At 65.8% G+C, this 15,180-nt stretch carries 12 protein-coding genes and 1 riboswitch; of the genes, 9 read left to right on the forward strand and 3 right to left on the reverse strand.

Annotation, left to right across the window (positions count from 1 at the left end; translation table 11 throughout):
• Positions 1 to 25 precede the first annotated feature (25 nt).
• Positions 26 to 126, reverse strand: a riboswitch (SAM riboswitch).
• A gap of 107 nt (positions 127 to 233) precedes the next feature.
• Together ACVWZN_RS07530 and ACVWZN_RS07535 are read left to right on the forward strand one after the other, a co-directional pair.
• Positions 234 to 1,331, forward strand: coding sequence for a phytase (locus tag ACVWZN_RS07530; protein WP_456953265.1), 1,098 nt, complete (start codon positions 234 to 236; stop codon positions 1,329 to 1,331).
• Positions 1,328 to 2,245, forward strand: a complete 918-nt coding sequence (locus ACVWZN_RS07535; RefSeq protein ID WP_456953266.1) for a peptidoglycan DD-metalloendopeptidase family protein — start codon at positions 1,328 to 1,330, stop codon at positions 2,243 to 2,245. The genes ACVWZN_RS07530 and ACVWZN_RS07535 overlap by 4 nt, the downstream gene beginning before the upstream one ends.
• On the opposite strand, the gene ACVWZN_RS07540 is transcribed toward ACVWZN_RS07535, so the two are convergent.
• Complete coding sequence (locus tag ACVWZN_RS07540; protein ID WP_027083324.1) at positions 2,246 to 3,334, reverse strand: HDOD domain-containing protein; 1,089 nt, start codon at positions 3,332 to 3,334, stop codon at positions 2,246 to 2,248.
• 183 nt (positions 3,335 to 3,517) lie between these two features.
• Here ACVWZN_RS07540 and ACVWZN_RS07545 point away from each other — a divergent pair, with 183 nt between their 5' ends.
• From ACVWZN_RS07545 to ACVWZN_RS07560, 4 genes are all read left to right on the forward strand, one after another.
• Positions 3,518 to 5,122, forward strand: a complete 1,605-nt coding sequence (locus ACVWZN_RS07545) for a peptide chain release factor 3 (RefSeq protein ID WP_456953267.1) — start codon at positions 3,518 to 3,520, stop codon at positions 5,120 to 5,122.
• A 106-nt stretch (positions 5,123 to 5,228) separates the two neighbouring features.
• Entirely contained in the window at positions 5,229 to 5,849 is a 621-nt protein-coding gene (gene trhA / locus ACVWZN_RS07550) for a PAQR family membrane homeostasis protein TrhA (protein ID WP_456954734.1), read from the forward strand.
• A gap of 73 nt (positions 5,850 to 5,922) precedes the next feature.
• On the forward strand, positions 5,923 to 6,351 hold the full coding sequence (locus ACVWZN_RS07555) for a hypothetical protein (RefSeq protein ID WP_456953268.1): 429 nt from the start codon (positions 5,923 to 5,925) through the stop codon (positions 6,349 to 6,351).
• Positions 6,352 to 6,355: 4 nt separating this feature from the next.
• The gene (locus tag ACVWZN_RS07560; RefSeq protein ID WP_456953269.1) at positions 6,356 to 8,338 is read left to right on the forward strand and encodes an AsmA family protein; all 1,983 of its coding nucleotides are present in this window, start codon (positions 6,356 to 6,358) and stop codon (positions 8,336 to 8,338) included.
• On the opposite strand, the gene ACVWZN_RS07565 is transcribed toward ACVWZN_RS07560, so the two are convergent.
• On the reverse strand, positions 8,335 to 9,285 hold the full coding sequence (locus tag ACVWZN_RS07565; RefSeq protein WP_456953270.1) for a glycosyltransferase family 2 protein: 951 nt from the start codon (positions 9,283 to 9,285) through the stop codon (positions 8,335 to 8,337). The genes ACVWZN_RS07560 and ACVWZN_RS07565 overlap by 4 nt on opposite strands.
• A 30-nt stretch (positions 9,286 to 9,315) precedes the next feature.
• Positions 9,316 to 10,041, reverse strand: coding sequence for a monofunctional biosynthetic peptidoglycan transglycosylase (gene mtgA / locus ACVWZN_RS07570; RefSeq protein ID WP_456953271.1), 726 nt, complete (start codon positions 10,039 to 10,041; stop codon positions 9,316 to 9,318).
• Between the two features lie 74 nt (positions 10,042 to 10,115).
• Here mtgA and hslO point away from each other — a divergent pair, with 74 nt between their 5' ends.
• From hslO to ACVWZN_RS07585, 3 genes are all read left to right on the forward strand, one after another.
• A complete protein-coding gene (gene hslO, locus ACVWZN_RS07575) occupies positions 10,116 to 11,024 on the forward strand; it encodes an Hsp33 family molecular chaperone HslO (protein ID WP_456953272.1) in 909 nt (302 codons plus the stop codon).
• A gap of 104 nt (positions 11,025 to 11,128) precedes the next feature.
• Complete coding sequence (locus ACVWZN_RS07580) at positions 11,129 to 11,959, forward strand: XOO1806 family protein (protein WP_456953273.1); 831 nt, start codon at positions 11,129 to 11,131, stop codon at positions 11,957 to 11,959.
• A gap of 228 nt (positions 11,960 to 12,187) precedes the next feature.
• On the forward strand, positions 12,188 to 15,097 hold the full coding sequence (locus ACVWZN_RS07585; RefSeq protein WP_456953274.1) for a TonB-dependent receptor plug domain-containing protein: 2,910 nt from the start codon (positions 12,188 to 12,190) through the stop codon (positions 15,095 to 15,097).
• Positions 15,098 to 15,180 lie beyond the last annotated feature (83 nt).

The following is a 15,180-nucleotide window of genomic DNA, read 5'->3' on the forward strand; positions in this document are numbered from 1 at the left end:
CGCCCGCCTTGCGGCAGGAACTGCACGACCATCTTCCGGCTGACGCCGCAGGAGTTGGCACCTGGCACTTGCGTGCTGGTTGCCCCGGCATCAAAGGGCCTGTCCCTCCGCCGGTCTCGATGGATGGCCGAAGTCTGCCAATCGATTTCCGGACTGTCAATCGCTTCATGCCGATGAAGCGATGGACGGCGTGGTCAGCGGGCGGCCGGGTTGCGGCCCTTACACTCCCGGCCATGCGATCCCTTGCCCTCGCCGCGCTGCTCGCGGCCCTGGCCGGCTGCGCGATGACGCGCCCCGCCCCGCCCGTTTCCACGCCTGTCGCCGTCGAGCCCGGCCCGGCGGCGACCGTCGTGCCGGAGCATTTCGTCTCCGCCGAAAGCGTCGAGGACGAGCTCGATTCGCCCGCCACGTGGACGACGGAAGACGGCCGCACCTGGGTGATCGTCACCGCCAAATCGACGCATCGCCTCGTGGTGTTCGACGGCGACAGCGGCGAGCGCCTGCGTGAGGTCGGCAGCCGTGGTGATGCACCCGGGCAGTTCAACCGGCCGAACGGCATCGCGGTGCAAGGGGATCTGGCCTTCGTCGTCGAGCGCGACAACCATCGTGTGCAGGTTCTTTCGCTGCCCGACTTCAAGTCCGTCGCAATGTTCGGTGCATCCGACCTGCGCAGCCCGTACGGCGTGTGGATAGACGAGACCGAACCCGGCGATCTCGATGTCTACGTCACCGACAACTACATGGACGGTCCGAAGTTCGACCGCGTGCCGCCGACGCCGCAACTCGCGCAACGCGTGAAGCGTTTCCGTGTCGAAGTCGATGGCGACGGCCGCGTGCAGGCGAGGCTTGCGAACACGTTCGGCGATACGTCGGACGCGGCTTCCTTGCATATCGTCGAGTCCGTCGCGGGCGATCCGGGCCACGATCGCCTGCTCATCGCCGACGAGGACACCACGCATCCGTCGACCCTGCGCGAGTACACGTTCGAAGGCCGCTACACCGGGCGTTCGACGCCCGCAGGCACGTTCGCGGCGCAGGCCGAAGGCGTCGCGCTGTGGTCCTGCGACGCCGATGTCGCTTACTGGATCGGCGTCGACCAGCTTGCGCCGCGCACGATCTTCCATGTGTTCGATCGCAGCACGCTCGCGCTGGTCGGATCGTTCGAAGGCAAAGTCACCTCGCATACCGATGGCATCGCGCTGCATGCTGCGGCCACGCCGAGCTTCCCGTACGGCGTGATGTACGCCGTGCATGACGATCGCGCCGTCGCCGCGTTCGACCTGCGCGACGTCGCCAAGGCGCTGCATCTTTCCGACCGGTGCGTGCAGTGAGTGCGCGTCGCAGCCTGTTGATCGCGGCATTGCTGTTCGTCGCGTTGCCCGCGGCGTATGCCGGCAAGGTCTATCGCTGGGTCGATTCGCGCGGCGTCGTGCATTACGGCGATCACGTGCCGGATCCGAACGTGGCGCCGCAGTCGGGCGTGCGGGTGATTCCGGTCGTCGCCGAGCCGTCGGCGATCGCGTCGCTGCGCACGCAGCAGGTCGGGCGCGGCTTCCAGGCGATCGCCGACAACCATCTCGCGGGCCCCGTTGAAGTGCGCATGGATTTCTCGCGCGCGGACAACGTGCACGGCGAGCCCGACCTGCCGACGCGCGCCGTCGTGCCACCGCAGGGCCACACGGTGGTGACCTACCTCGACATGGTCGACACCACGCGCCCCGGCAACTTCGAGCTGCGCATGGACGTCGTGCCGGGCGACCCGAAGGCGCGGCCGCAGGATGTCGAATACGTGCTGCCTCTGCGCATGGCCGGCTGGCACATCGACCAGGGCTTCGGCGGCAGCTTCAGCCACGACGACGAACAGAACCGCTACGCGATCGACCTCGCCGCGCCGATCGGCACGCCGGTGCTCGCGGCGCGCGATGGCGTAGTCATGGAAGTCGAATCGGATTTCTCGAAAGCCGGGCTCGATCGCGAGCGTTATGCGGGCCGCGCGAACCTGATCCGCGTACTGCATGACGACGGCACGATGGCCGTGTACGCGCATCTCAAGCTCGACGGGATGCTCGTGCGCGTCGGCCAGCATGTGCGTGCGGGCCAGCAGATCGCGTTGTCGGGCAATACTGGGTTCACCACCGGGCCGCACCTGCACTTCGCCGTGCAGGTGAATCGCGGCATGCGGCTCGAGTCGATCCGCTTCCGCATGCGCGGCCCGCAGGGGCCGCTCAACATCAGCGGCGGCTGATCAGGCCGGAAGCGCCGCGAGTTTCTCGGCCTTTTCGCGCCATTCCGGCAAGCGATCGAGCTGGAACGTCGAGCGCAGGTATTCCTCGTCGAGCGGCAGATCGGACACGAGCGCGCAGGCAACGTGCACCGCGCCCGGCACCCAGAAGCCGGACATGCGCACCGCGCCCGGGCGATGGTGATAAGCCACCGCTTCGACGATCGGCATCGGCAGGCCCCACAAACCGAGCAGATAGGCGCCGGCTTCCGCGTAATGCGGGCCGGTGTCGTCCGGTCGGCCATGGCTCACGCCCGGCAGCAGCTTGCCGACTTCGGCGAGCAACGCAGCGGTCGCCGCCAGTTCCGCGCTCGGGCCGGTGAGCAACTGCCCAGCGAGACGCGACGTGCGCAACGCGCGCTCCTGCATCGCCTCGCGCTCGCTCGGCGTCATCGTGCCGGTGCCCAGCGCTTCGGTGGTCAACACGAGGCGCTGAAGGATCTTGGTGCCGAGGCGCGTCACCGCGGTGCGCATGTCGGTGATCGCGCGGCCGGCCGAGAAGTACGCGGAATTGCAGAGCCGCAGCACCTTGGCGACCACCGCCGGGTCCTGCGAGATCAGCGTCGCGATCTCCGCGGCGCTGACGTCCGGGTCTTGCATCAGGCGGTCGAGTTCGAGGTAGAGCTTGGGCGGCGGCGGCAAAGAGCCCACGCGCCCGATCGTCTGCACAAGTGTCGGGTTGGTCAGAAGATCGCGCAGTTCCTGCACGCTCTCGACCGCCTCGATCAGCTCGCTGGCGTCCAGCGGTTTGCGCAGGAAGCGATGCGCGACGTCCAGCGCCTGCATCGCATCGCTGCCGTGGTTGCGGTCGAGCAACAGGATGCGCGCGGCTTCCGGGTGCAGCGTGCGCACCTGCTCGAGCAGCGCGGCGCCCTGTACGCGCCCCACCTGCATATCGCTGACGACGACGTCGATGCGTCGATCCGCCGGCAGCGTGACGGCATCGCCAGACGCGGTGAGCCAGTCGACTGTCCAGTCCAGGCCGAAATCCTGCAGCGCGAGCTGGAGCTCGCCTGCCCGGCCACCTTCCTCACCGACGATCACGATGTACACCGACATTCCCTCGACGCTTGTGCTCTGGACGCGGTAACGGCACGACGGCCGCGTTCTTCACGTACCTGAGCCGCGCGATGCAGGGATTGCGACGTGCCGCGCGTTTCCGCGGCCCGCGCGGCCGTGGCGGCTATAATCGCGGCCTCCCCGATCCTGCTGCCGCGCGCCGAGCGCGCCGACGCCATGTCCGATGTTTCCCTAGAGGCGCTGCGCCGCCGCACCTTCGCCATCATTTCGCATCCCGACGCCGGCAAGACGACGTTGACGGAGAAGCTGCTGTTGTTCGGCGGCGCGATCCAGATGGCCGGCTCGGTCAAGGGCCGCAAGGCCGCGCGCCATGCCACGTCCGACTGGATGGCGCTGGAAAAAGAGCGCGGCATCTCCGTGACGTCGTCGGTGATGCAGTTCCCGTACGAAGACCGCATCGTCAACCTGCTCGACACGCCCGGCCACGCCGACTTCGGCGAGGACACCTACCGCGTGCTCACCGCGGTCGACAGCGCGCTGATGGTCATCGACGTCGCCAAGGGCGTCGAGGAACGCACGATCAAGCTGATGGAGGTCTGTCGCCTGCGCGACACGCCGATCATGACCTTCATCAACAAGCTCGACCGCGAAGGCAAGAGCCCGATCGACTTGCTCGACGAAGTCGAGAGCGTGCTGAAGATCCAGTGCGCGCCGGTGACGTGGCCGATCGGCATGGGCCAGCGCCTGAAGGGCGTCGTGCATCTGCTGACCGGCGAAGTGCACCTGTACGAACAGGGCCGCAACTTCACGCGACAGGATTCAACGATCTTCGCGTCCATCGACGACCCGGCGCTCGAAGCACGAATCGGCACGCAGATGCTTCAGGAAGTGCGCGACGAGCTCGAACTCGTCGAGGGCGCGTCGCATCCGTTCGATGTCGACGCCTACCTGCGCGGCGAACAGACGCCGGTGTTCTTTGGCTCGGCGGTCAACAACTTCGGCGTGCAGCTGCTGCTCGACTTCTTCGTCGAGAACGCGCCGTCGCCGAAGCCGCGCGCGACGACCGGTCGCCCGGTCGAACCCGTGGAAAACAAACTCACTGGCTTCGTGTTCAAGATCCAGGCGAACATGGACCCGATGCATCGCGACCGCGTCGCGTTCATGCGCATCTGCTCGGGCGAGTTCAAGGCCGGCATGAAGGCGTTCCACGTGCGCAGCGGCAAGGAGCTCAAACTCGCCAACGCACTGACCTTCATGGCCAGCGACCGCGAGATCGCCGAAGCCGCGTATCCCGGCGACGTCATCGGCATCCACAACCACGGGACGATCTCGATCGGCGACAGCTTCACCGAGGGCGAGCCGCTGAGCTTCACCGGCATTCCGAACTTCGCCCCGGAACTGTTCCGCCGCGCGCGCCTGCGCGATCCGCTCAAGCTCAAGCAGTTGCAGAAGGGCCTGGCGCAGTTGTCGGAAGAAGGCGCGACGCAGTTCTTCCGCCCGCTGATGAGCAACGACCTGATCCTCGGTGCGGTCGGCATGCTGCAGTTCGACGTCGTCGCATATCGATTGAAGGACGAATACGGCGTCGACGCGAGCTTCGAGCAGGTGCAGGTCGCGACCGCGCGCTGGATCCGCTGCGACGACGCGAAGAAGCTCGAGGAGTTTCGCGAGAAGAACGCGATGAACCTGTCGATCGATGCCGCGGGCCAGCTCGTCTACCTCGCGCCGACGCGCGTGAACCTGCAGCTGGCGCAGGAACGCGCGCCGTCCGTGCAGTTCCTCGCGACGCGCGAACACGCGCATGCGGTGAGCGTCGACTGACCGACCGCCGGCGTGAAATCCATGCGCATCCGTACAGTAGGATGCGGTCATGGACGCTTCCACCGGCCTCGACCCCCGCTCGGCCGCCGCACCCCGCGACAACGGGATGCGCACCGCGACACATGAACTCGCGAACGCGTTGACGCATGGCGTCGGCGCGATCGCGGCGCTCGCCGCCGGCTCGGTGCTTGTGACGCTCGCGGCGGTGCACGGCGATGGATGGCAGCTCACCGGCGCGATCGTCTTCGGCATCTGCCTGCTGCTGCTCTACCTCGCGTCGACGCTCTATCACGCGGCGAAGAACCCGGTCGCCAAGGCGCGACTGAAGGTGCTCGACCACTGCGCGATCTATCTGCTAATCGCGGGCACGTACACACCGTTCACCCTGATCGACCTTCGCGGCCCGCTGGGCTGGGGTCTGTTCGCGGCGATCTGGACGCTCGCCATCGCCGGCATCATCTTCAAGCTGTACTTCACCGGGCGCTTCAAGCGCTTGTCGACCGCGCTCTACATCGCGATGGGCTGGGCCGCGATCGTCGCGATCCGCCCGATGATGCATGCGGTCGACGCGACCACGCTGGGCTGGCTGCTCGCGGGCGGGCTCGCCTACACGCTCGGCACCGTGTTCTACCTGCGCACTTCACGGTACGCGCACGCCGTCTGGCACCTGTTCTGCGTCGCCGGCAGCGTCTGCCATTACGTGGCTGTGCTGCGTCAGGTCGTCTGAACCGTCCGCAACCAATTCACCGGTGCTTGACCACCGGGCAGAGAAGGTGCGGCCAGTTCAGTTGGACGTCCCCATGCCCACATCGGTGCCCCGCCTCATCTCCGTGGCCGCGCTCGTCCTCGCGCTGGCCGCGTGCTCGCAGGAAAAGCGCAGCGGCGAGCCGCTGAAGCCCGCGGACGAGCCGGAGGCTGCAGAGCACCAGACGGGCATTTCCGCGTCGGAGGGTTACCAGGCGCAGGGCGCGGCGGTGAAGCCGTCCGACATCGCCGATGCGCCGAACCCGCGCGCGACGGCATCATTCACCTGCGACAACGGAAGCAAGGTCGAGATCGGCGATCTGGTCGCGGTGGTGACGCTGAAGGACGGCCGCACCGTGCAGATCGCGCGTGATCCGGACAACGCGTTCCAGTTCAAGGGTGAGGCGCTGGCGTTCCGCATGAAGGATGGCCGGGGCGACCTGAGCCAGGACGAAGCCGGCACCACCCACTGCGCGGGCGGCTGACGACATGTCGACGACCGAAACGCCGACCGCTGACGCGCCGCCGCCCGATCACGGGAAGTCGCCGCTGGGCGCGGTGCTGCGTCATCCGTTCCGCACGGTGCTCGCGTTGCTCGCCATCGCGATCATCCTGCTCATCATCTTCTGGGACTGGAACTGGTTCCGTCGCCCGGTCGAAAAGCTCGTGCACGCGAAGACCGGTCGCGAGCTGCGCATCAACGGCAACCTCGACGTCAAACTCGGTTGGGTGCCGACCATCTCCGCCGAGCGCATCACGTTCTCGAATGCGGCTTGGGCGAAACGCCCGCTGATGGGACAGAGCGACAAACTCACGTTCCGCCTCGAACTCAAACCGCTTTTCAAGGGGCAGGTGCACATCCCCGCCCTGTGGCTGGAAAAGCCCGTCGTCAATCTCGAGACCGGCACGCACGGCGGCAATTGGGTATTCGACAAGAAATCGCCGAGCAACACGAAGGTCCAGTTCCGCAACCTCTGGGTCAACGGCGGCCACTTCGAATTCCTCGACCCGCCCAAGCGCACCGATGTCAGCATTAGCGTGCAGAGCGAAGCGCCGAAGGGAAACCGTCCGCCGCCGTTCACCGCGAAGGGCACGGGTCACTGGCAGGGCAATCCGTTCACGCTCAACGGTCGCGCCGAATCGCCGCTCGCTCTTGCAAATCGCGAAACGCCGTATCACGTCGACGTGCATGCATCGGCGGGTCGCACGCATGCGCATGCACGCGGCACGCTGCTGGATCCGTTGCGTTTCGCCGACTTCAACCTGCAGCTCGCGCTACAAGGCGAGAACCTCGAAGACCTGTATCCGCTGCTCGGCCTCGCCGCACCGCCGACGCCGCCCTACTCGCTCGACGGCCGACTCACGCGCGAGATCGACGACAACCGCACCACATGGCATTACGACAACTTCAAAGGCCGCGTCGGCGACAGCGACTTGTCCGGCGACGCAACGTTCGTGACCGGTGGCAAGCGCCCGTTCCTGAAGGGACGTTTCGTCTCGCACCGCCTCGACTTCGACGATCTCGCGGGCTTCATCGGTCGCGCACCGACATCGGGCGGTGGCGAAAGCACGAACCCGGAACTTGCCGCGAAGGCCGCGCGCGATGCAGCAAGCCCGCGCGTATTTCCGAACGAGCCGTATCACCTCGACAAGCTGCGTTCGATGGACGCCGACGTGAGCCTGCGCGCGACGCAGATCAGTTCGCTGTCGTTGCCGCTCGACGACATGGACGCCCACCTCAAGCTCGACAACGGGCTGCTGCGCCTCGAACCGCTGAACTTCGGCGTGGCAGGCGGCGACATCCGCTCGACGATCCGAATGGATGCACGCGAGTCGCCGATCCGCACTCGTGCGCAGATCAGCGCCCGCGGGCTGAACCTCGGTCGGCTGATGCCGAAGGCCGAGCTGGTGAAGCAGGCAGTCGGCAAGGTTGGCGGCGAAGCCACACTCGCAGGCACGGGTAATTCGATCGCCGCCATTCTCGGTTCGTCCGACGGCAGCGTCGGCGTTGGCATGGGCGCGGGTCGCATCAGCAACCTGGTGATGGAACTTGCCGGCCTCGATGTACAGGAATCGCTGAAGTTCCTGATCGGCGGCGACAAGCAGATTCCTGTGCGCTGCGCATTCGGCGACTTCAGCGTCAACAACGGCGTCATGAACGCGAAGTCGCTGGCGTTCGACACGACTGACACGATCATCATCGGTGAAGGCAACATCAGCCTGCGCGACGAGACTCTCGATCTGAAGCTGCGACCGCGACCGAAGGATCGAAGCCTGTTCTCGTTCCGTGCTCCGCTTTACGTCACCGGCACGTTCAAGCAACCGCATTTCCGGCCGGACATGGCTCGCGTCGGGCTACGTGCTGCGCTTGCGATCGTGCTCGGCCACATCGCGCCGCCGGCCGCCCTGCTCGCGACGATGGAACTCGGCGGTGGCAAGGACGCGAACTGCGGCGGGCAGTACGCGCGTTAACCGCCGTCGGCGTCGGCCGGGCGGAATTCGTCGACCAGATACAGCGGGCGCCGCTTCGACTCGTCGTAGATGCGCCCGAGGTATTCGCCGATCAGGCCGAGTGCGATCAGCTGCGTGCCGCCGAGGAACAGGATCACGGCCATCATCGTCGGCCAGCCCGCCACCGGGTCGCCCCACATGAAAGCTTTCAGCACGATCCAGACCGCGTACAAGAACGCGAGGATTGCGGTGACCAGACCGATGTAGGTCGCCAGCCGCAACGGCGCGGTCGAGAAGCTGGTGATGCCCTCGATCGCGAAGTTCCAAAGGCGCCAGAAGTTGAACTTGCTGCCGCCCGCGAGGCGCGCATCGCGCTGGTACGGGATCGCGACGCTGCGATAGCCGACCCAGCCGAACAGGCCCTTCATGAAGCGATGCCGCTCGCGCAGCTGGCGCAGCGCGACGAGCGAACGTTGCGATAGCAGGCGGAAGTCGCCGGTGTCCGCGGGAATGGGCGTGCGCGAAAGCCGGCCGATCACGCGATAGAACGCGTGCGCGGTCGTGCGCTTCATCAAGCCTTCGCCGGCGCGAACGGTGCGCGTTCCATGCACGTCGTCGAAGCCTTCGCGCCATTTCGCGACGAAAGTTGGAATGAGTTCCGGCGGGTCCTGTCCGTCCGCATCGAGGATCAACGCGCCGCCTTCATCGACAAGGTCGAGACCCGCGGTGAGCGCGGCCTCCTTGCCGAAGTTGCGCGACAACCGCAGCAGTGACACACGTGCATCGTTGGCGGCGATGTCGCAGAGCACGCGCCATGTGGCGTCAGTGCTGCCGTCGTCGACGTAGAGCACGCGCGCGTCGATCTGCTCGATGCTGCTGCAGGCTGCGACGATGCGCGGATGCAGTAACGGAAGGCTCTCGGCCTCGTTGTAGGCGGCGACGACGACGGTCAGGCGATCGGTGTGCATGCGCGCATCCTACGTCGTCGAAGGCGCATGTCAGTCGAGCCGCTCGAGATAGCCGCGGCCACCGATCATCGCCATCTGGTGTTCGATGGCCCGTGCGCGTCGTGCGACGTACGGCCCGGGTTGCCCCGAGTTATAGCGCTTAGGCGCGGGCAGCACCGCGGCGAGCCGCGCGGATTCGGCGGGCGTCAGGCGCGACGCGTCCTTGCCGAAGAAGTGTCGCGCCGCGGCCTGTGCGCCGTACACGCCGTCGCCGAATTCAACGACGTTCGCATACACCTCGATGATCCGTTGCTTCGGCCACATCGCCTCGATCAGAAGCGTGTACCAGGCTTCGACGCCCTTGCGCACGTAGCTGCGCCCGCCCCACAGGAACAGGTTCTTCGCGAGCTGCTGGCTGATCGTGCTGCCACCGCGCAGCTTGCGACCACGCGAGTTCGCGCGCTCCGCCTTTTCCATCGCCTGGAAATCAAAGCCGAAATGGTCGGCGAAACGCTGGTCTTCGGCGGCGACGAGCGCGACCGGAAGGCTCGGCGACATGCGACCGAGATCGCGCCAGTCGTAGGCGACGCCGAAGCGGAAATCGCCCTCGCCCCAGGCCTCGAACTGGCGGATGGCCATGAAACTCGAGAACCACGGATCGACGAATCGCAGCGTCGCCACCTGCAGCACGGTGAACGCGACGAAGATGACCGGCAGCCAGAGCAGTCGCCGCAACCATCGCCTGCCGCGCGAGCGCCCGCCTTGTGTCGTCGTCATCGCGTCCCCATGTCGTCGCATCGCCTTGCAGCCCCGCTGGGCATTATCGGCCAAGCGCCGCTTCCACGATCCCCATGACCGAATCGACCCTCGACGCCGGACGCGACCGCCTCGTCCGATTCCTTATCGACCGCGCCGGCGTGCGCGGCGTGCACGTGCGCCTCGACGACACCTGGCAGCAGATCCGCTCGCGCGAGGAATACCCCGACGCGGCGATGTCGATGCTCGGCCAGGCCGCCGCCGCGGCCGCACTCTTCACCGGCCACACCAAGGTCGACGGGCGCCTGTCTGTGCAGATGCGCAGCGACGGCGCGATCCGCACGCTGTTCGCCGAATGCACCGCGGTCGGCACGCTGCGCGGCATCGTGCAACTTGCGGAGGAAGCCGAAGGCGTGGTGTCGCCCGACCTGCGCGATCTCGGCTACGGCGGCATCCTCGCGATCACCATCGAAAACCATGGCCCCGACGGCGAACCGGTGCGCTATCAGGGCCTGGTGCCGCTCGAAGCCAGCCGTCTCGATGGCGCGTTCGAAGACTATTTCCGCCAGTCCGAGCAGTTGCCCACCCGACTCCTGCTCGCCGCGAATGGCGACACCGCCGCCGGCCTGATGCTGCAGAAGCTGCCGGGCGACGAGGGCGACGATGACGGCTGGAACCGCGTCGGCGCACTGTTCGACACGCTGCGCGAGGAAGAACTGATCTCCATCGACGGCGACCGCCTGCTCCACCGCCTCTTCCACGAGGATGGCGTCGAGCTGCTGGGCGACCGGGCGCTCGCGTTCGGATGTTCCTGCTCCCGGGCCCGGGTGGAGTCGATGCTGGTCGCGATCGGCCACGAAGAGGCCCGACTTGCCGCCGCGGACGGGGAAGCGATGATCCGCTGCGAGTTCTGCGGCCAGTCGTATATCTTCACGCCGGACGAGATCGAGCAGCTGTTCCAGAACGCCGATCGGGAGTTACAACCGCCTGACCGACCGCAGTGACGGGACGACGAGCGGATTGTTAAAGATTGATAAATCTCCTATAGTTGAACCATCCGTTCACACGCCCGGAACTTTCCGGCACGCACCCGGTCGCACACCCCGTGATGTCCCGAGCCCGCCCATTCCGCAGCTTTCTCGCCGCCGGCCTTCTGGTCGCGTCGGGCATTGCGTCGGCACAGGTCGCCCGGCCCCATCCGCAGGCCTTGCCGGTGTGGAACCAGAACAGCGGCAAGGTCGAAGCGGTTCTTCTGCTCGAACCCGTCTCGACCGCGACCTGGCAGTTCGGCAGCACGCGTCTCGACAGCGCGCTCGGGGTCGGCACCGGCGACACGCTTGGCCTGCTTTGTGATCGCAAGTCAGGGCTCGGCAGCGCGATCGGCACGCTCGCGGACAACTGCCTGCTTGCGTCGCTCGGCAATACGCACGCCAAGCAGACCAGCGCCGGCGCAACCCTGTCGCGCAAGAACGTCCGCGTCGGCGTCGGCCTAAACAACACCCATGACACGCTTCCTGCGTGGCTCACGTCCGGGCACGCGAATTCGCGCGTCAACCAGAACGCGCTCACGCTGATCGGCGAAAAGAACATCGGTCGCGAGGCTACGGTCTCGATCGCCGGCACCATCGCCCGGGCCCGCCTCGTCTCGCCGGACGCGGTGCCTGAGCTCGCCGATCGCTGGGATATCAAGACGCTGAGCGTCGGGACCAGCGTCGGTCGCTTCGGCGCCAACGTGATCGGCCGCGTCGTCGATTCGCCGATGCAGCCCGGCCGCTGGGAAGGCCTCGACCTCGGTCTGAGCTGGCGCACCCCGTGGAGCGGCCAGCTGAGCGTCGGCGCCGAAAACGTCGTGACGCGTGGTCGTAACCCGTTTGCCCCCGGTAACGGCGAGCAGGATGAAGGCGCCGTTCCGTATGTCCGGTATCAGCAGGATCTCTGATCGCTGAGAACCCCGTCCCAGAAGGCCGCCCCACCCGGGCGGCCTTTTTTGTTAACGACACTTTAATTTCTCAAAAGGGGCCGCTACTATCGGGCCGACCTCGCCGGATTGCGTCCTCCAAAGCTCAGCCGGAAAGGTTCCCATGGGAAATACCAGACACACTTGGAGAGAGAGAGAATGACCTTTAAGACCACCAGGCTCCGCGACGCGATTTCAATCGCGATCGCCATGAGCTCCGTTGCGGCGGCCGGTTCGGCCTTCGCGCAGACGACCACAGCGCCGACCGCTGCGCCGCCGACCGGCGACGCCCAGCAGCTCGACCGCATCGAAGTCACCGGTTCGCGTATTCCGCGCGCCGACGTCGAAACTGCACAGCCGATCATCACGCTGAGCCGTGAGCAGATCCAGAACCAGGGCTTCACCTCAGTCGCGGACATCCTGCAGAACCTCACGTCGGCAGGTTCGCCGGCGATCTCGCGCGCTGACGCGCTGGCTTCCGGCGAAGATGTCGGTGGTTACTACATCGACCTGCGCAACCTCGGCGCGCAGCGCACGCTCGTGCTCGTCAACGGTAAGCGTCTCGGCATCTCGACTTCGGGCCTGCAGGATCTCGGCCAGATCCCGGTCTCCGCGATCCAGCGCATCGAAGTCCTGAAGGACGGCGCATCTGCGATCTACGGTTCCGACGCAATCGCGGGCGTCGTCAACATCATCACCCGTCGCAACTTCGACGGGGCGGAAGCTAACGTCTACCTCGGCGGTTACGACAAGGGCGACGGCTTCAAGCAGTCGTACGACGTCACGCTCGGCGCGAGCGGCGACCGTGCAAGCGTCACGCTGAGCGCGGAATACACGAAGGAAGATCCGGTTTTCGCCAAGGACCGCTGGTTCAGCGCGTACGGCAACTCGGGTCCGGACTTCCCGTTCTCCGGCTGGAGCCCGATTAGCCAGAACGGCGTGTGGCTCGGCAATCAGGGCCCGGGCGGCCCGATCATCGATACGGACCCTGACTCCGACACGTACGGTCAGAACATCAACTTTGTTGATCCGACTTGCGCGAGCGGCATGTGCACCGTAAACAAGGGCGCAGATCCGGGCAATCCGGCGAACTATCACAGCCTGACGCCGGCCGAGCGTGCGAACGCAAACCAGCAGATGATGCTGCAGACCGGCATCGAGCGCCGTTCGGTGTTCGTCAGCTCGACGCTGAACATTACCGACGACCTCAAGGCCACGGCGGACATCGGCTACAACCAGCGCACTACTGATCAGCAGATCGCTGGGTATCCGTTCAACTACGGTTTCGGCCTGATTTCCGCGCAGAGCTACTTCAATCCGAATCCGGCTGCTGGTGACGCGTACTTCTACCGCCGTCTGTGGGAAGTGCCGCGCACCACGCGCAGCGTGCTGAACACGCTCCGCGTCAGCCTCGGCCTTGAAGGCGTTCTGAACTTCGGCGACCACCAGTGGGATTGGGACGTCGGCTACCTGTCGAACCGCAACGACAACAACAAGTACGCGCACGGCGACGCCAACACGCTCGCTAGCTCGAAGGCGATCGGTCCGTCGTATTTCAACGCAACCACGGGCCGCGTCGAGTGCGGCAGCGCGGCTGCCCCGATCGCGTACGGCAGCAACTACGGCAACGGCGAGTGCATTCCGTTCAACCCGCTCCTGCCGTACGGCCAGGCCGGCCAGGGCTCGCTCGCGAACCCGGCGCTGCAGGCATACCTGTTCCCCGAGTACCACGATGCCGGCGAAACCACGACCACGATCTACAGCGCGAACATGGGCGGCACGCTCTTCTCGCTGCCGGCCGGTGACATGGGTCTCGCGTTCGGTGTGGAGCACCGCGAAGAGAAGGGTCGCTTCGTTCCGGATGCGTTCGCGCAGGCCGGTCTGAGCACGGGTCTTCCTGCCACGACGACGGCGGGCAGCTATTCGCTGAACGAAGCGTACGTCGAACTCGAAGTACCGGTGCTCGCCGACGTCGCGTTCGCCAAGGAACTGACCTTCAACATCGCGAGCCGTTACTCGGAATACTCGAACTTCGGCAACACGCTCAACAGCAAGTTCTCGATGCGTTGGCGTCCGATGGAAGGCCTGCTGGTTCGCGCGACATATGCGCAGGGCTTCCGCGCGCCCTCGATCTCCGATCTGTTCGGCGGCATCGGTGGCAGCTTCGAGTCGTACACCGACCCGTGCGCGTCGGGTCCCGACCCGCAGGCGGGCGCGGGCGGCCCGGCATGTACCGCCGCGGGCGTTCCGGCTAGCTACGTCCAGCTGGGCCAGGGCAACATCGCTTGCACGACGGTTCCGTGCCAGACCAACTTCCAGTTCCTCAGCGGTTCCAACCCGAATCTTTCGCCCGAGACCGCGACCTCGAAGACGGCCGGTATCGTGTGGAGCCCGAAGTGGGTCCAGGGCTTGGATTTCACGCTGGACTGGTTCGACGTCAAGATCGAAGACACGATCGCCTCGGATTCGGTTGATTCGATCCTCAACGACTGCTATGTGGCGAATATCTCGGCTCGCTGCGCCGGCATCGTGCGTGATCCTGCCACCCATGCCATCACGAACATGTTCTTCGGCCTGACGAACCTCGGCGCCATCCGTACGGAAGGCTACGACTTCGGCGTGAACTACCGTATGCCGGAAACGTCGTTCGGTAAGTTCAACGTGAACTGGCAGTCGACCTACACGAGCAAGTACGACCAGCTCGCCGACAACAGCCCGGAAACGCAGTGGGTGGGCTATGTCGGTACGCCGGGTATTTTCCGTCTTCGCTCGAACCTCGGCCTCGTCTGGGAAAAGGGTGACTACTCGATCGCCTACATGGCTCGCTACTACTCGGGCATGAAGGAAGCGTGTGGCTCGGCTCCGCGTCCGTGTGATGACGCGACGCATCGTGACGTCTACGGCAACCTCGACAAGCAGAATCACGTGGGCTCGAACACGTTCCACGATCTGCAGTTCAACGTGAAGCTGCCTTGGAATGCAACTGCCTCGCTCGGTGCGACGAACATCACGAACCACTACGGTCCGATCATGTTCTCCACCCCGAACAGCGACTTCCCGTACTACGGTGGTTTCGATATCGGTCGTACGCTGTACATGAAGTATCAGCAGCGCTTCTGATCGATAGCTCCACCGCTCCAAATGCCACGGCCCCGAAAGGGGCCGTGGTTTTTTATGGCCGACGCGAATGAAGCGGAGACGCC

This window comes from Lysobacter sp. HA35 (assembly GCF_054061195.1).

What these genes read in the sequence shown, in the direction of transcription:
- hslO (WP_456953272.1), top strand. Translation starts at nt 10,116, where the DNA reads ATGACCGAATCGACCCTCGACGCCGGACGCGACCGCCTCGTCCGATTC.
- ACVWZN_RS07530 (WP_456953265.1), top strand. Translation starts at nt 234, where the DNA reads ATGCGATCCCTTGCCCTCGCCGCGCTGCTCGCGGCCCTGGCCGGCTGC.
- ACVWZN_RS07560 (WP_456953269.1), top strand. Translation starts at nt 6,356, where the DNA reads ATGTCGACGACCGAAACGCCGACCGCTGACGCGCCGCCGCCCGATCAC.
- ACVWZN_RS07585 (WP_456953274.1), top strand. Translation starts at nt 12,188, where the DNA reads ATGAGCTCCGTTGCGGCGGCCGGTTCGGCCTTCGCGCAGACGACCACA.
- trhA (WP_456954734.1), top strand. Translation starts at nt 5,229, where the DNA reads ATGCGCACCGCGACACATGAACTCGCGAACGCGTTGACGCATGGCGTC.
- ACVWZN_RS07555 (WP_456953268.1), top strand. Translation starts at nt 5,923, where the DNA reads ATGCCCACATCGGTGCCCCGCCTCATCTCCGTGGCCGCGCTCGTCCTC.
- ACVWZN_RS07545 (WP_456953267.1), top strand. Translation starts at nt 3,518, where the DNA reads ATGTCCGATGTTTCCCTAGAGGCGCTGCGCCGCCGCACCTTCGCCATC.
- ACVWZN_RS07565 (WP_456953270.1), bottom strand. Translation starts at nt 9,285, where the DNA reads ATGCACACCGATCGCCTGACCGTCGTCGTCGCCGCCTACAACGAGGCC.
- mtgA (WP_456953271.1), bottom strand. Translation starts at nt 10,041, where the DNA reads ATGACGACGACACAAGGCGGGCGCTCGCGCGGCAGGCGATGGTTGCGG.
- ACVWZN_RS07580 (WP_456953273.1), top strand. Translation starts at nt 11,129, where the DNA reads ATGTCCCGAGCCCGCCCATTCCGCAGCTTTCTCGCCGCCGGCCTTCTG.